We start from the raw sequence: 22,242 nt of genomic DNA on the forward strand, positions 1-22,242 counted from the left end.
GAGTTTACCTCGCGCAGCTTATGACTTACGGCTTATCGCTTAAAGCTTCAATCAGCTTCCCGCTACTTGCATTTGTTCAATCAATACCGAACCGGTTTGAATACCACCGCGGCGCTCTATGTCGCCCCCGATGCCGCTAATACCTTTAAACATATCTTGTAGTTTGCCAGCAATGGTAATTTCGCTTACAGGATATTGTATTTCACCATTCTCAACCCAAAAACCAGCAGCACCGCGGGAATAATCACCCGTTACGGTATTAACGCCTTGGCCCATTAACTCAGTGACCAATAAACCGGTGCCCATTGTTTTTAACAACGCAGCTAGATCAGCATGAGTTTGTGCAACTAACCAGTTATGAATACCACCAGCATGGCCGGTTGGCATCATATTCATTTTACGCGCTGCGTAGCTCGCTAATAAATATGTTTGTAGCTCGCCGCCTTGAATGATTTCGCGGTCGATGGTTTTCACCCCTTCACTGTCAAATGGTGACGACGCTAAACCTTTTAAAATATGCGGGCGCTCTGCAATATTAACGCAGTCATTGAACACTTGCGTGCCAAGACTATCCAGCAAAAAGCTCGATTTACGATACAGCGCACCACCACCTATTGCAGACACCAAGTGACCAAACAAGGAATTAGCTATATCAGCGCGAAAAACAACGGGCACTTTCATAGTACCTAACTTTTGGCTATTAAGCTTAGCAAGGGTTTCGCTAGCCGCTTCGAGGCCAACCGCTGCCGCGTCTTTTAAGCCAGCTTGATCACGCGCCACCGTGTAGGCTGAGTCTCGCTGCATTTGCTCGCCATCTTTACCAATCACCATAGTGCTAATACTGTGGCGCGTGCGCGGGTAGCCAGTAATTAAACCATGGCTATTACCATACACGCGTAAACCTTGATGCGATGAAAAACTTGCGCCGTCTGAATTTACAATGCGTGGATCAGCGTTAAGCGCTGCTTGCTCCGCAGCATGACACAACTCAATACCTTGTTCAGGACTAACATCCCAGGGGTGATATAAATCTAAATCAAGCGGGGCAAACTCAAGTAGGTCTTTATCGGCGACGCCATTATGTGGATCATCTGAAGTAAATTTGGCAATATCAATGGCCTTTTCAACCACTGTGCGTAATGTTTTCGGATTTAGATCAGCCGTTGATGCTGAACCTTTATGATTACCAACATAGACGCTGATCCCTAAACCGCCATCTTGGTTAAATTCGATTGTTTCGACTTCCCCCATGCGCGTACTGACAGATAAACCAGAGGTGCTCGACATAGCCGCTTCAGCGCCCGTAGCGCCGAGTTTTTTAGCGTGTTCTAACACTTCTGCAACGGCATCTTTAATTTGAGAAATTTGCGTATAAATAGGATCTTGCTGTTGGCTTTTCATCTTTTTAGTCCTGAGCTTAGAGCATTTTGCGGGCGCAATCATAATACTTAAATGCTAACACACTCACTGCATTGCATCAGCTAATATTAATCATTAATTAAATGGCGTATAATGACCGCAGTTAACGTTATCATATGAGTACCCCATGGCGAAGAAAAAAGGCAAGCCTGCTGAAATTGAAGAAGAAATTATCTATATATCAAAAAGTGAGCTAAAGCGCGAAGCGCAAGAGTTTCATCAGTTAGGTGCTGAAATTGCCAAAATGGGGAAAAAACAGCGTGAACGCTTGCCCTTAAATGACGATTTAAAAGCGGCAATGGTTGTTGCTGACAAAATCAGTAACAAAAGTGATGCATATCGCCGTCACTTAAATTACATCGCAAAAACATTGCGAACTGTGGAAAATATCGATGAGATCAACGCTATTATCGACGTTATGCTTAATAAAAATAATCAAGCAGAAGTATTGATTAAAAAAATTGAGCAATTACGTGATGATTTAATTGCCCAAGGTGATGATCTAGTAAACCAAACCGTAGAGCAACACCCAGCCATTGATCGTCAAAAATTACGACAATTAATTCGTAATGCTGCAAAAGAAGTGAAAATTGAAAAGCCAGCTAAAGGCTACAAAGAGCTATTTCAGTACCTTAAAGAAAGCATCATGCGCTAAACACATTTAATGTGAGCCTATATACAGTCTGGGTATCAACACCCGCTATTTATAGGCAGTTACCGTTTATTGCTGAACAACCTGTTCAACGTGCCCTCAGCATCAACCTTAAACACCGCGACGTAGGAAATGGCTTTAGCCATGAATTTTATAAACGGCGCGGCATAAAGCACCGCCTATGCAAATTCAAACACCAATGCCCCCCGTAGGCGCGAGTTTACCTCGCGCAATTTTAAATTCACCACAGAGAACACCGAGGCGCTTCGCGCTAATCGCGCGGCATAAAGCCGCGCCTACGCTTTAAAACATAGGTACTAGGTTATAGGCTCTAGGTCCTAGTAACTTCCCTAGCTCCTAGCTCCTAGCGCCTTTTACCTTTTACCTTTAACCTTTATTACACGTCTCTTAAAATGGCTTTAAGTGTGCTCTTTTTGGCGAGAATATCACGATATAAAGCAAACTGATTTTGCGCACGCTCTAAGTTATGATTAGCATGCTTAATTGAAAAGTAATGATCGCCATCAATGTAATCGGTTAAAAAACGCAAACCAATCATAAAGGTCATTACTTTAGTACCCAGCCAAAAGCTTTGTTTTTCTTGCTCGGTGATTAAGTCCTTCAAAGGCTCAACATAACCTTTAACCACGGCCGCAAAAATTTCTTCGCGAACACAAACGTTATCTAAATTAGTTGAATCTTCTTGCTCTGGTGAACAGAAGGTACGCACCATATCACCAAAGTCATATAACCAATAACCTGGCATACAGGTGTCTAAATCAATCACTGCTTTGGCATTATGTGACTTATTACAGAACAGCATATTATTGATTTTAGTATCATTATGGCAAGGTCTAACGGGTACATTGCCTGCTAACGATTTAAGTTCATCAATCAAGCCAAACTGTGCAAAGCAAAAATCGACCTCAGCTTGGCAGCTTGCTAAACGCTTAACTGGATCACTTGCCACCACCGCTTTGAACTTATCAGCACGCATCGCCAAATTATGAAAATCAGGAATAACATGATGCAATTGCTTAGCATCAAAGTCTTCTAACGCAACAGCAAATTGACCAAATGCATTGGCTGCAGTTTGTGCTTGTGAAGTATTTAACACAACATCTTCACTATAACTGCCGCCAATAAATTCGAGTGCACGCCAAACACCATCATCACAATCAACTAAATAACCATTTTCAACGGTCGGAACATGGCGAATAATCGCTAAGTCATAATCACCCGACAGATGCTTTTTAGTTAAATGACGTTCAATTAAGCGGGCATTTTTTACCAGCATATCAGGCTCAGGAAAAACCTCAGTATTCAGCTTTTGTACGACTAATGATTTTTTGGGTGCCGTCAATAACATCGTAGTATTAATGTGACCACTACCAATTGGTTTCAAACTGACTTCTTCATTACCAAGGCCAAAACTTTCAGATAAGTGAACCGCAATGGAATTTGACTTCATACTTACTTCGCTATTATTGTGCCCGGGAAAAGGCAAGATCGGGGCTGTTTCATCCATGACGTAATTCATATAATTTACCTGTAACATCCTGTAATTCTGATTTATAGGTTACTCCATACCATGACTCTTTAGCAGTATAAATAGTAACTATTTGCTGATTAGATGTGATCGCATGTTGAATTTGATCCGGTAAATAATACTCCAATCTGACACCGTTGTCATATTTTTGCAGAAACTCAGCAAAACCTGTTTCTAAGCGTTCGAAAAATGTTGGTGTAATGGCCCAAAAACTCATTGACCCTAATGCATCCGCGGCAATTTGCTCACGGATTCCTTGCGGATTATCACCCATTATTTGACCGTTCTCGTTCTGAATATTTAAATACTCAACAACATCAACTAATTGGTTATTTTTAACCTGGCATACGCCCCTATTCACGCCCCCTTGATCTGACAAAGTATCAATAATTGGATAACCCACCATAGCCCAACTATTGTTACTTTTGAAATGTTCTGCAAGTAATAAAAACGACGACGCGCCATAGTAATCATCCGCAGTAATAACGATGGCTGGATTATGAACATGCTCTTTAGCACACAATAAAGCATGACCTGTTCCCCAAGGCTTTTCTCGCTGTTGCACTAAAGCTTGAAATTGCTCGGGCACTAAGTCAATGCGTTGCTCCACAAGCACAACCTCTATACCCACAGGTAAACGCGGTAAAATCACTTGCTCAATCTCGCTGCGTACAGCCTGATTGATCACTAACACCACTTGAGTTACTCCTGCGGCAACAGCATCTGCAATACTGAGCTCCATTATGGTACAACCAAGACCGGCAATTTCAGCTATTTGTTTATTACCACCAAAACGAGTACCTAAGCCCCCCGCAAGGACCACTAAGCTTAGATGATGTTTTTTCATTTTTAACCCACTTTTACTACTAATAAATCAGAGTTTACCAGTTTCAACCACCAGATCTAGCTATAGGATCTAGGTCTTAGTCGATAGGTTCTAGCCTAGCTCCTAGTCACTTCTCTATCACCTAGCACCTTTTTTAATATTTCGCGGCTAAAGCCAGCTCCTACAAACATTTTGCACAAAGAGAAAACAATGAGGGTAAATGCCATGAGCTTCGAGCAACGCGCTCCTAGTCACTTCCCTAGAACCTAGCCCCTTTCTCTTTAACCTTTTACTTCCCTAAAAACAAAAACGGTGGCCTGAGCCACCGTTTAATCAGCAAACTAATAAAAATTAATTACCAAATTTTTACGCGTTCAGCTGGTTTGATATACATTTTGTCGCCTTCTTTAACGTCAAATGCTTGATAAAACTCAGGCATATTCGACAAGATACCGATCACGCGGTAATGGCTTGGTGAATGAGGGTCTGTCATTAGGCGGTTACGTAGTTCTTCGTCACGGTATTTACGACGCCAAATTTGCGACCACCCCATAAAGAAGCGTTGCTCCCCCGTATAACCATCAATCACTGGCGCTTTATCACCGCCAAGCGATAACTGATAAGCAGTGAAAGCAACCGTTAAGCCACCTAAATCGCCAATATTTTCACCTAAGGTCAATTGACCGTTAACGCTAGCATCTGCAAACGGTTGGTACTCGTTATACTGTGCAACTAATTGGCCGGTACGTGCTTCAAACTGTTTAAGGTCTGACTCGCTCCACCAATCACGTAAATTACCATCACCATCATACTTCGCACCTTGGTCATCAAAACCATGGCCTAACTCATGACCAATTACCGCACCAATTGCACCGTAGTTAACCGCATCATCCGCTTCTAAGTTAAAAAATGGTGGTTGCAAAATGGCCGCTGGAAATACAATTTCGTTATTCACAGGATTGTAGTAAGCATTCACTGTTTGTGGTGTCATGTGCCACTCAGAACGATCAACTGGCTTGCTTAGCTTGTCAATCATATCCGCATAAGCCCACTCACTATGACGAATATAGTTACCCACCAAATCATCAGCATTAATGCTTAACTGTGAATAGTCTTTCCAGTTATCTGGGTAGCCAATTTTAGGGGTGAATTTGTCGAGTTTTTCTTTCGCAGCAAGCTTGGTTTCCGGGCTCATCCACTCTAGGTTTTCAATCGCAACGCCGTAGCCTTTGATCACGTTATCAACTAACTCTTCCATGCGCGCTTTAGCTTCTGGTGGGAAGTTTTCTTTAACGTATACTTTGCCTAAGATTTCACCCAACACTTCATTAGAGGCATCTACAGCTTGCTTCCAAAGTGGAGTTTGCTCTTTTACACCGCGTAATGTAGTGCTGTAAAAGTTAAAGTTTAAATCAACCAACTCTTTATCTAATAAACCTGCATAATTGCTAACTAAGTGAAACTTTAAGTACTGTTGCCACGTTGCTAAATCTGTCGCTTTATAAATATCGGCAAATTTTTCAAAGTAGCTAGGCTGACTAACAATAATATCTTGTACGTTTACACCAGACGCTTTGAAGTATTCTACAAGATCAAACTCACCGGTTAGCTTACTCGCATCACTCACGCTCATCTTATTATAAGACTTTGTCGCATCGCGGCTTTCAACGCGCGTCCACTGCGCATCTGCAATACTGGTTTCAAGTGCAATAATTGCTTTTGCGGCTGCATCGGCCTTTTCTACACCTGCGCGTTTTAAAACGTCAGCAATGTATACTTGGTATGCGGCACGAATTTTAGTGAACTTTTCATCGTCTTTTAAATAGTAATCACGATCCGGTAAACCAAGGCCTGATTGATATGCATACAATGCATTCTCGCTAGAGTTTTTAGCATCGTTATTTACATACCAACCAAATGGCACTGCACCGCCTTGCATGCGAATTTTCGCCATCAGCGCCACTAAATCAGACTTGTTTTCTACGTCATCAATTGCCGCTAAAGGCGCATTCAGCGGTGTAATACCTAACTCATTACGTTTTGCTTCATTCATGTAGCTTTTGAAAAACGCACCAAGTTTATATTCATCAGTGCCAGCTTTAACCGCTGTATTCGCAGCCGCTTTTTCAAGCACTGTTTTCATCGCTGCTTGCGAATCATCATATAACTGTGAGAACGAACCGTAATTTGATTTATCGCCGGGGATTTCAGTGGTAGCCAACCATTGGCCATTTACGTGATAGTAAAAGTCATCCTGTGCACGGACCGACTTGTCTATATTAGCTAATTCAATGCCTGAACTGAGCTGCTCTACTGGTGCGCTAGTAGCAACCGTTTCCGGCGCTTTGGCTTGTTGTTGTTCACCACAACCAACTAAGCCCAGCGCAAGGGCAATACTTGCTGCAGTGAGTGATATTTTTTTCATGGGAGTCCCGTAAATCATTATTGTTGAGCATACAAACCCTTCTAGCAGCTTAATAATAAGCTGCTCGCTGATCCCATCATAAACCTCATCGCAGCAACAATAAAATTGAATATGTAACAATTCGTATCAAAACACTAAAATCGTTATCTATTATCCAGCCAGGCATAATCCCCTTTACTTAAATCTCACCACTAACTCATGCAGTGCCTCAGATACTGTTTTTAGTAATGAAATAGCAGCTGCAGTATCTTTTGCATCCGTAAAACTGTGGTTAGCTAGCTCTGAAATACGTAGAATTTGCTGATTCACATCTTCAGCAACATGTGACTGCTGTTCAACAGCCGTTGCCATTTGGGTCGACATACCGGCAATTTCACTTACCGCTTCAGATACACCTTTAAGCATTTCGCTACTTTGCAGCACTTGAGTCAAACCATGCTCGGCATTTTTACCACCTTTTTCGGCAACATCCACCGCACGCGTTGCCCGTGTTGTTAACTCATTCACTATGTCATAAATATCTTTAGTTGAGTCTTGAGTACGTTTAGCTAAATTACGAACCTCATCGGCCACCACCGCAAAACCACGTCCCTGCTCACCAGCACGTGCCGCTTCAATGGCAGCATTCAGTGCTAATAAATTTGTTTGCTCAGCAATTTGCTCAATCATTTGTGCTGCTTCAGCAATATTTTTAGTTTGCTCAGACACACGCTGTACCGACTCGCTTATTTCTACAACTGTGTCGCGTAGCTGTTCAATAGCTTGCTGTGTGGCATTGGCAATTTGCCCGCCTCTAATAGTCAACTCGTTAGCAATATCGGCATGCGATGCAGTATCAGCAACATGTTTAGCCACATCAGCAATAGTTGTAGCCATTTGATTCATGGCCGCTGCGGCTTGCATAGTTTCGTTTTGCTGTTGCTCAATTTTATCAAGCATGGTTTTAGTTAAGCGCTCGCCAATATCAGACTGCTTCGACACATTCTTAGACTCATTTTCAATACGGGTGATCACCGCCCCTAAGTGCGCTTGCTGACTTTTGATTGCCACTTTTAAATAGCCTAAGTCACCCGTATCATCGGTATAGCTGCTAACCGCCAGCGAATGAGAAAACGCGCCTGATAACATTTCATTAAGTGCATGCACCAAGCGTTTTTTAGCTATTTGCCCCCATATTGCATAACTTAATGTCGCAGCAATAAATAGCAATAACGCCGTATTTTGCCAGCCCATCGCAAATAACAGCAGCGCTATAATAGCGGCAATTATTAAGGCAATATTCTCTACTGCAATAGGCAAGCTTAGCTGTTTATTATTTACTATATTTTTATATAATGCGTCAGCCCGTTTCACATCAACTCGACTAGGGCATGAGCGTACTGACTCATAACCCGTCACTTTACCGCGCTCAGTCACAGGGGTGACATAAGCATCAACCCAATAAAAATCGCCATTTTTACAACGGTTTTTAATTAAGCCCATCCAAGGTTTGCCCGCCTTTAAATGCTCCCACATCACTTTATAAGCAAGAGAAGGCATGTCTGGATGCCGCACAATATTATGTGGTTGACCAATTAATTGCTCTTTAGTAAAACCACTTATAGCAACAAACTCATCATTACAATCAACAATTTGACCTTTTAAATCTGTCACAGATATGAGTTTAGAGCCACTAGGAAAAGTTCTTTCTGTCGTAGTGACCGGAAGATTTTCGCGCATATTTATTCCTTAAATTATCAACGCTTAAAATATAGTATAAAAAACACAACACAGCACATTATCATATAAATACAACGTCTTTCGCAGCTAAAGCTGGCTGCCACAAACAAATTGTACCAAACGTAGGAAATGGCTTTAGCCATGAGTTTTATAAACCGCGCGGCATAAAGCCCACCTACACTGTAAAACATAGGTACTAGGTTATAGGTTCTAGGTCCTAGTAACTTCCCTAGTACCTTTGTCTTCCTAGTGCCTTTAACCTTTTCCCTTCAACCTCTTTGTGAATAAATCACTAAAAACCTTTCGCGGCTAAAGCCGGCTCCTACGAGGGAGTACCCTGTAGGAAATGGCTTTAGCCATGAATTAATAAACCGCGCGGCATAAAGCCGCGCCTACGCAAATCCAAACACCCATGCTAACCCCGTAGGCGCGAGTTTACCTCGCGCAATATTATGTTCACCACAGAGGCGCTTAGCGCTACACCGAGAAATGAAAGGCTACCTAAAATCTAACATCTATAATCTAACATCTAAATACAACTTGCGCGGCATAAAGCCCCGTCTACGTAAATCTAAGCACGATCAACACTGCGTTTTTATTTTTTCGATGATTTCTACATTTGCAGCGGGGAAGTTATATTCGTCTAAGTGAGCAATTGCGACCCAAGCGCTTTGCTGGCCTTCGGCGCCATGGGCTTGGCCAGTAAAATCCGTGACTAAATGCACATCGAGTTTGACGCACTTATCGCCGTAATCATGCTCAATCACCATCAACTCGCTTGAGCTATTAATTGTTAAGCCGACTTCTTCTTGAAGTTCACGTTTAAGTGCTGCGAATACGGTTTCACCAGCTTCTACTTTGCCGCCCGGAAACTCCCACAAACCACCTTGGTGTTTGTCATCTGGGCGCTTACAAATAAATAGTGTGTTATCTGCTTTGATAACCCCAACCACTACATGCACAATTTTTTTCGTCATCATATTACCTTTATCAAAACCGCGCGGCATAAAGCCGCGCCTACGCTTTAAAGCATAGGTTCTAGGTTTTAGGCTCTAGGCTCTAGGTCCTAGTCACTTCCCTAGCACCTTTGTCTTCCTAGCACCTTTCACCTAGCACCTTTCACCTAGCACGTTTCACCTTTCACCTTTACCCTTTACCCTTTACCCTTTCACCACATTCCGAAAAACAAAAAAAGCGACGCAGGCGTCGCTTTTTTCAGTATTAAAACAGCTTATTTTAACTTACCACAACACTGTTTAAACTTTTGACCAGAGCCGCATGGGCATGGTTCATTACGGCCAACTTTTGGCTCAACGCGTGCAGATACAACGGCACCTTGTGGTGTTTCACCGCCTACATGCTCAACTTCTTCATGTTGATATTCGCGCGGTGCATTTTCACTTTTACGGTGTTGCTCTTCCACTTTTTCAACATCTTCTTCAGCACGCACTTGCACTTTACTTAAAATGCTTACTACATCAATTTTAAGGTTTTCAAGCATTTCTGAGAACAGTTCAAACGACTCACGCTTGTACTCTTGCTTAGGATTCTTTTGCGCGTAACCACGTAAATGAATACCTTGGCGTAAATGATCCATTGCTGCAAGGTGATCTTTCCAATGTTGATCCAAGCTTTGTAGCATGATCGCTTTCTCAAATTGACGAAGTACTGAATCACCAACTTGCTGCTCTTTATCTTTATAAGCTTGTTCAACCGCTTCTTCAATGCGCTCACGTAACTTTTCTTCGTAAAGCTTGTTATCGTCAGCTAGCCACTGCGTGATTGGTAACTCAATTAAGAAGTCTTGTTTTAAACGTTCTTCAAGGCCTGGGATATCCCACATTTCAGCAAGGCTTTGCGGTGCAATGTATTGGTCAATTGTGTTGCCCAATACGTCACCACGAATAACCGAAATAGTCTCTGAAATATCACCTTCTTCAAGCAACTCATTACGTTGTGAGTACACAACGCGACGTTGGTCGTTTGCCACATCATCATATTCAAGTAGCTGTTTACGAACATCAAAGTTACGTGCTTCAACTTTACGTTGCGCGTTTTCAATGGCACGGTTAACCCACGGGTGCTCAATCGCTTCACCGCGTTGCATACCCAGTTTACGCATCATGTTAGTCATGCGTTCACCAGCGAATATACGCATTAACGCATCATCCATTGATAAGTAAAAACGGCTTGAACCCGCATCACCTTGACGACCCGAACGACCACGTAGCTGGTTATCGATACGGCGTGATTCGTGACGCTCAGTACCAATGATATGTAAACCACCCGCAGCAATTACAGCATCATGACGAGCTTGCCACGCTTCTTTAATCGCTTTGATTTGCTCATCAGTTGGGTTTTCAAGCTTTTCGACTTCGCTATTCCAGTTACCGCCTAACACGATATCAGTACCACGACCGGCCATGTTAGTAGCGATAGTTACTGTGCCTGGTAAACCTGCATCGGCAACGATGTCTGCTTCTTGGGCATGGAATTTAGCATTAAGTACGTTGTGCTTAATTTTCTCTTTACGTAAAAATTGCGATAAATACTCAGAGCTTTCGATTGAAATGGTACCCACCAATACTGGCTGGCCGCGCTCTTGGCAATCTTTAATATCGACTAAAATCGCTTCGTATTTTTCTTCTTGGGTTAAGTACACTAAATCAGCGCGATCTTCACGGATCATCGGCTTATTAGTTGGCATAACAACGGTATCTAGGCCATAGATTGACTGAAACTCAAATGCTTCTGTGTCAGCAGTACCGGTCATACCGGCAAGGGTGTCGTAAATACGGAAGTAGTTTTGGAATGTAATGGATGCCAATGTTTGGTTTTCGTTTTGAATTTTTACATTTTCTTTCGCTTCAACAGCTTGGTGTAAACCTTCAGACCAACGACGGCCTTCCATTGTACGGCCAGTGTGTTCATCAACAATGATAACTTCGTTTTCTTTTACAACGTAATCAATGTCTTTTTGATACAGTTTATGAGCACGCAATGCCGCATAAATATGGCTAAGCAGCGTGATACTTGCCGCTGAATAAAGCGAATCGCCTTCTTCAATTAAGCCACGCTCAATTAGCAGTTCTTCAACTTTAATTTGGCCGCGTTCAGTTAAATGAACTTGCTTGGCTTTTTCATCAATGGTGAAATCGCCATCGCCTTCAATCCCTTCTTCATCTTCTTTCTCTTGTAATTCAAGAAGTGGAACAATGGTATTAATTTCAGCATATAGCTGCGAGCTATCTTCAGCAGGGCCTGAAATGATCAGTGGTGTACGCGCTTCATCAATTAAAATTGAGTCAACTTCATCGACTACTGCATAGTAAAGCGGACGTTGTACGCGCTCATTAATGCTAAACGCCATGTTGTCACGTAGGTAATCAAAACCAAATTCGTTATTAGTACCGTAGGTAATATCGGCAGCGTAGGCTTCTTTTTTCTGTTGCGGCATCATACCCGGTACGTTACAGCCAACAGTTAAACCTAAAAATTCAAATAATGGGCGGTTAGTCTCAGCATCACGCTTGGCAAGGTAGTCATTCACGGTAATTACGTGAACACCTTTACCCGTTATACCACGTAAGTATGCTGGTAAACTTGCAGTAAGGGTTTTACCCTCACCGGTACGCATTTCTGCGATACGGCCTTGGTGCAACACCATGCCGCCTAGTAACTGCACGTCAAAGTGACGCATGCCATTTACACGCTTTGATGCTTCACGTACCACGGCAAACGCCTCTGGTAAAATGTCATCAAGACTTTGTCCGTTATCGTAACGCTCTCTAAAATCTGCTGTTTTGGCTTTTAAATCTTCGTCTGAAAGCGCCTCAAGTTGCGTTTCAAGCGCGTTGATCAGCGCGACCGTCTTTCTTAAATTTTTAATAGTGCGGTCATTGCGACTACCAAAAATCTTGGTAAATAAATTAGATATCATGATAAAACCGTTACAATGTGTTCTTTGCTAGCCGAGTATCAGCTAACCCATTTTTATAATTACTAATTAATAGATTACTCTTTGAGCACATATTAATTAGCAATTTCGATGAACGTTGCAAAAGCAGCGTTCAATACGTGCGCTACTATACCAGACTATGCGAAACATCAAACCATCACGTAGTTAAGATATGCGTTTTCTGCAAGAAAATTTACAACAAGCCGTAAACATTACTTTAATTTAAGACTGTGAAACGTCATTAACTCTGAAGATATGGTGGTGGATGATAAAAAATCAAGAGGTGAAAACAAACTTAGGTTCTAGGTTCTAGGTTCTAGGTTCTAGGTTCTAGGTTCTAGGTTCTAGGTTCTAGGTTCTAGGTTCTAGGTTAATCAATTTTCAGGTGAAAAATGAAAGATGCAAGGTTAAAGTTCATCTTATCAACACATTTTTACCACCGAGGGCTTCGCTGCACAGTGAATAAAAAAGCCAAGTGCTGCGGGTAATGAGTTCCTAGCCCCTAGTCACTTCCCTAGCATCTCTAGCCTTTAACCTAGCTCCTTTGTCTTCCTAGCTTCTAAAACCTTTATTTTTTACCATGCCTAGCTAATTTTTCTAATTTTGCTTTTAATGATGGCGGTGCATCTGCGGCGATGGCATTGAGGTAATCAGCGGTTTGTTCGCTCATAGGGAGTTTTTTGGCAGGCGTGGCATTGGCTGTTTTACTGGCATTATTTGGGCTTAGTCGTTGGCTAGCTTGAGGATTAGCAGTAATTTTTATTTGCCCAAGCTCTGCCATACCGGCACCACGAAAGTGCGACAGCATATCCATTTTTAAGTAATTTAACCGCAGTGCTATTGGCGCTGATACCGCCTCAATCATCAGCGTACCATCGCGATAATTACTAACGCGACATTTACCACTGAGGTTAGCGCCTAAAAATTCACTCAATAACGTTTGTTGTTTATCCAGCGCTTGGCTCTTACCTGCATACGACGACAAGCGGCCGCTGAGACCTGCCATAATATCGTTTAACGGTTTTGGCGCGAACCTATCTTTAGCCATGAAAAAACACCAAATTACATCAGAGATCCGATTTTAGTTGAATGCGGAAGTTAAAGCTACCCGAGAAATGAAAGATACTGACGCTAGGTGTTAGGAGCTAGGTTCTAGCACGTAGGAAATAGCTTTAGCTATGAATTTTATAAACCGCACAGCATAAAGCCCACCTACACTGTAAAACATAGGTACTAGGTTATAGGTTCTAGGTCCTAGTAACTTCCCTAGTACCTTTGTCTTCCTAGTGCCTTTAACCTTTTCCCTTCAACCTCTTTGTGAATAAATCACTAAAAACCTTTCGCGGCTGAAGCCTGCTCCTACGATAAATTTAAACCCTGTAGGAAATGGCTTTAGCCATGAATTTTATAAACCGCGCGGCATAAAGCCGCGCCTACGCAAATTCAAACACCCATGCCAACCCGTAGACGCGAGTTTACCTCGCGCAATATTATGTTCACCACAGAGGCGCTTCGCGCTAAACCGAGAAATAAAAGGCTACCTGAAATCTAACATCTATAATCTAACATCTATAATCTAACGTCTAAATACAACAGCACGTATCAGCGCTTCCCCTAGTACCTAAAACCTAGCACCTAGTCACTTCCTTTAACCTTTAACCTTTAACCTTTAACCTTTTAATTTTGATACTTTTATCCTAACCTTGTTGCTAATTCATATAATTTAAAATTTAACAGGACCAACTATGAAAATTATCCACCATGGAGCGGTGAATGGCGTTACAGGCTCTTGCCATCAACTAGACTACGAGCAACACGCATCGGTGTTGATTGACTGCGGGTTATTTCAAGGTGAAGACGCAGGGCCAAGCTTAGCTATCGACTTTGATATATCCACCGTCACCGCGCTTATCGTTACACACTGCCATATTGATCATGTTGGCCGTATTCCGTATTTATTCGCGGCAGGTTTCAGCGGCCCTATTTTTACCTCTAAGGCATCAGCTTGCTTGCTACCCTTAGTGATTGAGGATGCACTTAAAGTCGGGGTCACTCGGGATCAAAAAATTATCAACGCTTGCCTGAGCTTACTAGCTAAACGTATTGTCGCTATCGAATTTAATAGCTGGTTTAACTTACCTACCAGCAACAACAAGCCAACGGCAAAAGCACGCTTACAACGTGCCGGGCATATTTTAGGCTCAGCTTATGTAGAGATTGATATAGGAAATAAACCGAATACCCACCGAGTGGTATTTTCTGGTGATCTAGGCGCGCCGTACACGCCGTTATTACCGTCACCAAAAGCGCCTTATAAAGCCGATACCCTGGTGATTGAATCAACCTACGGGGATAAAAATCATCAAGGCCGAAAAGAGCGCACACAAACACTAAAGAAAGTAATTGAAAAAGCAGTAGCCGACAATGGCGTGGTACTTGTGCCTGCCTTTAGTATTGGCCGCACGCAAGAATTACTTTATGAGCTAGAGCAAATAATTCACAACGCGGCTAAAAACTCACCTTGGCACAGTTTAGAGGTGATTGTAGACTCTCCCATGGCTGCCAACTTCACGACTGAATATCGCAACTTCAAAGCACTGTGGGATGATGAAGCCAAAAAGCGCCTAGCCAAAGGCCGTCACCCATTAAACTTTACACAGTTGCATACAATTGATAGCCACCAAGAACATATTGCCGTAATTAATTATTTAAGTAATCGCAAGCAACCAGCCATTATCCTTGCCGCTAGTGGCATGTGTACCGGTGGCCGTATAGTGAATTACCTTGAGCGATTTTTACCTGATAAAACCACCGATGTCATTTTTGTAGGCTACCAAGGTCGTGGCACGCTTGGCCGCGATATTCAAACCTACGGACCAAGTAATGGTTATGTACATATTAACGATCGTAAAGTCACCATTAACGCAGCGGTACACACCATAAGTGGCTACAGCGCCCACGCAGATCAAACTGGGTTAATAAAATTCGTAACCGGCATGCGTAAAAAGCCAAGTTTGATAAAAATAGTGCACGGTGATGATGACGCCAAAAATGCGCTAGCAGCAAAATACAAAGAAGTACTAGGAAATGAGGTGAATATTGAGATTGCGAAGGGATAGGTTCGAGGTTCTAGGTACAAGGTGAAAGTTCACCAAAACAAAACCATTTTTTCACAAAGAGAAGTAAATGAGTGGAAATGAGAAGATAAAAATATATTTCACTTCCCTAGAACCAGTACTAATCCCTTTAATCTCTACCTCTGTGCTCTTCGTGGCCTCTGTGGTGAATTAGTTTACTTAATTTTTTACCACCGAGGGCACCGAGGCGCTTTGCTACACAGAGAAGAGAGAATACATATAAAATGCATCTCTTTTGTTTCCTCTGTGAGCTCTGTGTTCTTATATGGACTCTGTGGTGAATTTTTTACTTTTTCGTTTAAAAACGCGATATAAAATCGCTGCTACAAAAACCACTTTTTCGCACAAAAAGAAGTGAATGAGAACAAAATGAGAAAAAGCCACGGGCAGCGGGCCATGAACCCTAGCTCCTAGTCTCTTTCCTAGAACCTAGCTCCTTCCCTTGTACCTCTTAAGCGCAGCGCCTCTTAACCTCTTTGTGAATAAATCACTTAAAATCAACGCGGCTAAAGCCGGCTCCTACGATAAATTTAAGCCCTGTAGGAAATGGCTTTAGCCATGAATTTATAAACCGCACAGCATAAAGCCCACCCACACTTGAAAACATAAGCGTAGGTCCTAGAACCTTTAACCTTTTCCCTTCAACCCCTTTGTGAGTAAATCACTTAAAATCAGCGCGGCATACAGCCCCGCCTACAATTCAATTAAAACACGGTTGTTAACGTTTACCTCATGCAGGTTTAGGGGTCGCCCGACGCCCGTAGCTCTGAGCCCGACATCTGTAGCTCGTCGCCCGATGCCCTTAACCCTTAACCCAAAACGAAAAAAAGCCGCATAAATGCGGCTTTTAGGCTTAATCCCTATAAGGAACTAACAAAAATATTAGTTACCGCCAGTACCTCCAGTACCGCCAGTGCTTGTAGGACAAACTAAAGACTCTGAACGAGTGTCATCTGTACCATCAGCTGTAACTGTAAATGTAGCATCTGCAATCGAAGATAGGCTCTTTTTGTACTTAACAGTTACGGTATAATCTTCACCAGATACCATATTATTAAGTGCATAATTACCAGCTCCGTCACCTTTAGCAACTTTGCTTCCCTTGTTACCTAGTTTGTATTTAACAAGTGCACCAGATGCGCCTATTGATACAGAATCGTCATTGCTACATACAGCAGTAATTGAAAGAGTTTCAGATACAGGATCGATAGGGTTCACTAATGTTGCTGCTACTGCTTGGCCTACACCAGCAGTACATAGCGCTACTTCATCATCAGATTCAAACCAAACGTTACCTTCAACGTCAGTAAGCTGAACTACAGCAGTTGATTCATTACTAATACCTGCGCGAGAAATCTTACCTTGGCTAATAGTAAAGTTATTACCTTTAACGTTATAAGATTTACTTCCGTCTGTAGATAATAGACTTAAAGTTAAGCCAGATGGATTTGGAATTGCATCACCATCAAAGTTAAATGTAATTGGTGAGCCACAAACTGGCGCTGACACAGAACCAGCAAAAAGAGTTAAGTGACTAGTGGTAAAGCTACCAACATCGCTTGCAACTGTTACTTGCTCTGTTTCTTGAGCCCATTTGCCAGTGTCTTCATCGTTAGAAGAAAGCGCTAGAGGGCCGGTCGTACCTGTTTCAACTGCCATATTTACGTTGATCGGGCTAGAAAACTGTTTAACTTTAACATCATCAGCATTAAACATTTCAACGCTAGTCACGCCCGCTGGCTTAAGAACGGTTGTTGCATTTGGTTCGTTTAGGCCTTCTGGAATAATCGCAGCAAAGCTAGCAGAACCAGGTTTAGCGGTAGTAAGCTTAACAGTTACAGAGCCTGTTACTGGGTCACCGTTAGCATCTTGCAATACAGTGTTAGCTGGAATTGTAACTTCAGAAGAAGCACCGTCATCACCCATTACTGGAACTTTAATTTCAGTCGCTGAGCTACCACCAGTTAATGCAACTGGTTCACTAGTAAATACAGCAACATTATCTTCCGATGTTAAACCAAGCGTTAATGAAATATCATCACTACCGAACTCTGTTAAATCTAAAATAAACGATTTAGACACGTAACCCTCAGAGGTCACTACAGCAGTAACTTCGTCTATATCTGCGCCATCTTTAAGTTGAAAAACAAAGCTGCCATCTTCAGATTCAACTGTATCTGTCACGTTACCGTCAACATCAACGATGTTTTCAGATGCAACGCCTGCTTCATAGAATGTAACTGTAGAAGGTAGTGTTGCTGAATCTTCTACATCAACAATATTACCATATACTACAGCACCAATTTCAACTGGGGCTTCTGGTGGAGCAACTACTTCAGGATCAGGACCTGGGCCAGGAGGTGCATAATCATTACCATCGTCATCACTAAAACAACCAGATAGAGCAAATACAGAAGCTATAGACAATGCTAATAGCGATTTTTTGTTAGTAAACATAGGGAGTCCTTTTATTCCTTTATATAAACAATCTAAATAAGGTTTTTAATACTCGTTACAATATTAGCGGTTACTTCGTAAAAGTATAGCCATAACGCAACAAAAAAGAGCAAAAAAACAACATTTTTTACTTTTTGCCAAAAATAGAGCTAAGTGCTCTATAGTAATTAATCAGTTCGTTACAATAATATAGACTAACTACGTATTTGTACAATAGTTAGCCTAACAAAATTGTTACTGATATTTTAAATACACTTCTTTTAACCTTGCTAAATTTGCATAAACATAATCGCTCGATAAGCGACCTTGGTTAAAGAATGTTTTATCTAAGCCAACTGTTGAGCTTGGTGCGTACAACTGGTTAAACACCAATCGGTTATGCGACTTACCTACCTGAGTACTAATACTATGACGATAAGCCTCAGTGCCTCTAACTTGCCCAAAGCGAGTAACAGCCATATCTTTACGTGGCGATAATGGAATACTAAACGCAGCCCCTGCTTTTTGAGCGGCAGTGTCCTCGTAAAACACAGCGAGGTAGCTATCGCCAAACCAAAAACGAGATTCTAACTTATAGCCACTATCTTCATACCAAAAATCACCAGCTTGAGCATGTAAGGTAATATCTTGCTCTACCCAGTTATATTGATAATTAAACATTTGGTAACTGCGGCTGCCACGATAATCTTCGTACTGGAACGAGCCAAATTTAAAGCTTACTTTATGCCTACCGGCTTCACTTAACCAAGCAGTTTCATTGCTAATGCCTCTGTAGTCATAAAAATCTTTGATATAACCAACTTGGGTTTGGTTGTAAAAACCAAACGGTAGCTCAAAAGTTTGATAAAACAAAGCGCGATCAAATTGGGTTTCTTTACGGTAGTTTTTAAACGGTTTATTTTCAGCGTAGTCATCACTGTTAGCCACGTTAACTTGACCACCTAAAATAACGCCACCACCTTGCCATAAAGGCACCTCTAAATCGGCTCTAATTGCAACAGAATAATCAAATACGCCAAGCTCAGTTGCATAGGTATTACTTATGGTTGGCGCTATTGTTAATCGTGGCTTAAAGTATGGCGAGTTAGCATCTGTAGTGCCTACCCAAACCAAACCGTTAGGCTCTAGTGCAGCCCCTTGAGTAATTAATAAATCAGGCGCAATATTGTTAGTAATAAATTCTCTGTAATTATCAACGGTACCAACAACATTAAGCAATGCTAAATCATATTTGTTTAGTTGTACGCTAAACTCAACACCCTCAAGAGTTATTAATTCAGCAACACGCCCTAATGCCAACCCTAACGCATCTATATCGTTACGGTTAAAAATTGAGTTTTCAAATTTAACAAATAACTGATTATTATTGTTAAAAGCAACATTAACATTTTCAAAGCCATCTTCTACCAAGGCAAGCTGTAAGTTAGCAGCTTGAGAATTCAACGGGCTTAATGCAACTTGTTGCTCAGTGTTACTTGTAACCTTTGCTGTAGTAGGTGCATCTGGCTTAACTGTAGGTAAAGTGTAATCATTTCGTGTTTGTATTTTTACAGCTTCAGCATTGATAGATGGCACAGCATTAGTTGTAACAGTTGCAGCTGACACATTAGCAGTACTAGTTTGCACATCCGGTGCAGCTTTAACTGGCTGCTGGTAACCTACCTCATCACTCAATGGTAAGGTAAAGTTGATGCCCCAATAATTACTGGTATCTTCAGAAAACTCAGTATTACTATAAAAGCGGCTGGTTAGGGTAATTTCCCCAATATCATATAACCACTCTTTAGGAATAGTGAGTCGCGCAGCGGCATTTACTGCCTCAGAGTCGTATTCAGTAAGTACGCTAAACCACTTAAACGGTTGCCACTCAATACCTGCAAAAGCACCATCCATCTGCCCCGTTGCACGATCGCTTGAACCTACACCGGCACTAAATCTAAAATCCCATAACTCTTTTGAGGCAACAGCGTAAATTGTTTTATAGTTATTTGCCGCACCACCAATATCTTTCATACCAATTGCAACACTCAACCAATCTTTTGGTATGTAAGGTAGTTGGTATTTAGCGTTAAAAGATAAATCGCGAATTTGGCCTCTGCCTTCAGAATAAAACGTATTGTCGTGAATTGAGTTAGATGCTATTTGACCACTTACTTCAAGGCCTTCAAACAAACCAGCTGAAGCAATAAAGTTATGACCATCAATATACTCGCGGCCACGTAAGTCAAGCTGATTGTTATAACCCATATCAACGACACCAGCGTCCATAGTCTCTGCGTTTGGAGTGTTAATTAAGCCGGTATAACCTGCAAATGATTGATAATGTTTTATTTCATCAGCGGCAATGGGTAAGCTTAATGCAGCTGCACAGCTTAAAAACAACGTATTCAATTTTGGCATGGTGTGATCCGAGTCCGAGTTAGTATTATTAAATCCATCAGGTTCTAGGTCAAAGTTTAAAGGGGAAAGGTTAAAGTTACAAGAATTTAGCTTTTAACATTTATTAACTACAAATTAAAACACCAATGCCAACCCGTAGGCGCAATTTTAAATTCACCACAGAGAACACCGAGGCGCTTCGCGCTTCACCAAGAAGGCAAGGTTAAGCCCAGCACCTTTAACTTATATCTTTAATATCTTCCTCTGTGAATTCGGTGCCCTCAGTGGTGAATAAATCACTAAAACAGCTTCCCACCGAGAAGACATTAAAACCACGCGGCATAAACCCAGCTGAACTTTATCTCTTAATCTCTTCCTCTGTGAACTCTATGCCCTCTGTGGTGAATTAACTTATTTAATTTTTTACCCCGAGAGCACAGAAGCGCTTCGCGCTACACCGAGAAAACATTAAAGCCGCGCCTACGCAAATCTAAAAACAATGCTAACTCGTAGGCGCGAGTTTACCTCGCGCAGGTTTAGGGGTTAAGTGTTCCCCCGCAGCCCGACGCCCATAGCCCACAGTTCTTAACCTAAAACCTAAATCTTAAACTGCCTTTAAATGGCTTGGTTTTTTAGGATTTACTAATTCCGATACAAAACTTGTAAAATCAGTACCTAGGTTCTCATCACGCATACTGTATTCAACAATCGCTTTTAAATAACCTAGTTTATCGCCACAGTCATGGGCGCGGCCACTCATGTGAAATGCCTCAACCGTTTCAATTTTCATCAACATATCAATAGCATCTGTTAATTGGATTTCGCCACCGGCACCAACTGGAGTTTTACTAAGTAATTGCCAAATAGTTTTTGATAGCACATAGCGGCCTACAACAGCTAAATTTGATGGCGCGTCACCAACACTTGGTTTTTCAACCATAGTTTTAATTTTCGCACTTTCACCCGCTGTAATTACAGCGCCATCGATATCCGCAATACCGTATTTACTAACATCTTGCTCTGGCACTGGTTCAAGCATAATTTGGCTAGCTGATGTTGCTTTAAAACGTGCAATCATCGCCGCTAAGTTTTCGGTTTTTTGGTCTGCGGTGTAAGCGTCTAATATTACATCAGGGAGTAAAACCACAAAATCATCATCACCAATGATTGGCTTAGCGCATAATACGGCATGGCCTAAACCTTTAGCTTCACCTTGGCGCACATGTAAAATAGTTACATCAGGCGGGCAAATAGAACGTACTTCATCAAGTAACTTACGTTTTACGCGTTTTTCAAGTGTTGCCTCAAGCTCAAAGCTAGTATCAAAGTGATTTTCAATCGCATTTTTAGAGCTGTGAGTAACCAGCACTATTTCTTTAATACCCGCAGCAACACACTCATCAACGATATATTGAATAAGCGGCTTATCTACTAAAGGGAGCATTTCTTTTGGAATAGCTTTAGTCATTGGCAACATACGTGTACCAAGACCCGCAACAGGGATAACAGCTTTCATAATTAGTCCTTTATTTAATGTTTAATTCAATTAGTTTCAATCTAACAGCATAAAGCTTTATAGGGAGTGAATGAGTTCGGGCTTCGGGCTTCGGGCTTCGGGCTTCGGGCTTCGGGCTTCGGGCTTCGGGCTTCGGGCTTCGGGCTTCGGGCTTCGGCAAAATTATAAACACTAGTTGCAAAAAGAAAAGACAAAGCCGCGGACG

At 41.9% G+C, this 22,242-nt stretch carries 13 protein-coding genes; 2 read left to right on the forward strand and 11 right to left on the reverse strand.

Features of this window, described 5'->3' with window-relative positions; all coding sequences use genetic code 11:
* Positions 1–51 precede the first annotated feature (51 nt).
* On the reverse strand, positions 52–1,401 hold the full coding sequence (pmbA, locus tag NDQ71_RS09855; protein ID WP_301561531.1) for a metalloprotease PmbA: 1,350 nt from the start codon (positions 1,399–1,401) through the stop codon (positions 52–54).
* Positions 1,402–1,546: 145 nt separating this feature from the next.
* On the opposite strand from pmbA, the gene yjgA reads away from it, so the two are divergent.
* Positions 1,547–2,074 carry a ribosome biogenesis factor YjgA gene (yjgA, locus tag NDQ71_RS09860; RefSeq protein WP_064667808.1) on the forward strand — a complete coding sequence of 176 codons (528 nt, stop codon included), beginning with the start codon at positions 1,547–1,549 and terminating at the stop codon, positions 2,072–2,074.
* Between the two features lie 394 nt (positions 2,075–2,468).
* On the opposite strand, the gene NDQ71_RS09865 is transcribed toward yjgA, so the two are convergent.
* The 7 genes from NDQ71_RS09865 to NDQ71_RS09895 all read right to left on the reverse strand — a co-directional run bounded on the left by NDQ71_RS09865 (position 2,469) and on the right by NDQ71_RS09895 (position 13,596).
* The gene (locus NDQ71_RS09865; RefSeq protein WP_301562666.1) at positions 2,469–3,542 is read right to left on the reverse strand and encodes a phosphotransferase enzyme family protein; all 1,074 of its coding nucleotides are present in this window, start codon (positions 3,540–3,542) and stop codon (positions 2,469–2,471) included.
* Positions 3,543–3,591: 49 nt separating this feature from the next.
* Positions 3,592–4,467: an NTP transferase domain-containing protein gene (locus NDQ71_RS09870; RefSeq protein ID WP_301561532.1), complete on the reverse strand. Its 876-nt coding sequence runs from the start codon at positions 4,465–4,467 to the stop codon at positions 3,592–3,594.
* Between the two features lie 334 nt (positions 4,468–4,801).
* Complete coding sequence (locus tag NDQ71_RS09875; RefSeq protein ID WP_301561533.1) at positions 4,802–6,871, reverse strand: M13 family metallopeptidase; 2,070 nt, start codon at positions 6,869–6,871, stop codon at positions 4,802–4,804.
* A 174-nt stretch (positions 6,872–7,045) separates the two neighbouring features.
* On the reverse strand, positions 7,046–8,590 hold the full coding sequence (locus NDQ71_RS09880; RefSeq protein WP_301561534.1) for a PAS domain-containing methyl-accepting chemotaxis protein: 1,545 nt from the start codon (positions 8,588–8,590) through the stop codon (positions 7,046–7,048).
* Positions 8,591–9,171: 581 nt separating this feature from the next.
* Complete coding sequence (mutT, locus tag NDQ71_RS09885; protein ID WP_301562667.1) at positions 9,172–9,567, reverse strand: 8-oxo-dGTP diphosphatase MutT; 396 nt, start codon at positions 9,565–9,567, stop codon at positions 9,172–9,174.
* 254 nt (positions 9,568–9,821) lie between these two features.
* Entirely contained in the window at positions 9,822–12,530 is a 2,709-nt protein-coding gene (gene secA, locus NDQ71_RS09890; RefSeq protein WP_192542392.1) for a preprotein translocase subunit SecA, read from the reverse strand.
* A 586-nt stretch (positions 12,531–13,116) separates the two neighbouring features.
* A complete protein-coding gene (locus tag NDQ71_RS09895; protein ID WP_192543216.1) occupies positions 13,117–13,596 on the reverse strand; it encodes a DUF721 domain-containing protein in 480 nt (159 codons plus the stop codon).
* 697 nt (positions 13,597–14,293) lie between these two features.
* On the opposite strand from NDQ71_RS09895, the gene NDQ71_RS09900 reads away from it, so the two are divergent.
* Entirely contained in the window at positions 14,294–15,667 is a 1,374-nt protein-coding gene (locus NDQ71_RS09900) for an MBL fold metallo-hydrolase RNA specificity domain-containing protein (RefSeq protein WP_301561535.1), read from the forward strand.
* A gap of 900 nt (positions 15,668–16,567) precedes the next feature.
* Here NDQ71_RS09900 and NDQ71_RS09905 read toward each other — a convergent pair.
* The 3 genes from NDQ71_RS09905 to galU form a co-directional block, all read right to left on the reverse strand.
* The gene (locus NDQ71_RS09905) at positions 16,568–18,142 is read right to left on the reverse strand and encodes a hypothetical protein (RefSeq protein ID WP_301561536.1); all 1,575 of its coding nucleotides are present in this window, start codon (positions 18,140–18,142) and stop codon (positions 16,568–16,570) included.
* 234 nt (positions 18,143–18,376) lie between these two features.
* Positions 18,377–20,542 carry a YjbH domain-containing protein gene (locus NDQ71_RS09910; RefSeq protein WP_301561537.1) on the reverse strand — a complete coding sequence of 722 codons (2,166 nt, stop codon included), beginning with the start codon at positions 20,540–20,542 and terminating at the stop codon, positions 18,377–18,379.
* 583 nt (positions 20,543–21,125) lie between these two features.
* Entirely contained in the window at positions 21,126–22,037 is a 912-nt protein-coding gene (gene galU, locus NDQ71_RS09915; RefSeq protein WP_301561538.1) for a UTP--glucose-1-phosphate uridylyltransferase GalU, read from the reverse strand.
* Positions 22,038–22,242 lie beyond the last annotated feature (205 nt).

Origin of the sequence: Pseudoalteromonas sp. KG3, from assembly GCF_030436385.1 — a bacterium.
In the GTDB taxonomy this organism is placed as follows: Bacteria; Pseudomonadota; Gammaproteobacteria; order Enterobacterales; family Alteromonadaceae; genus Pseudoalteromonas; species Pseudoalteromonas prydzensis.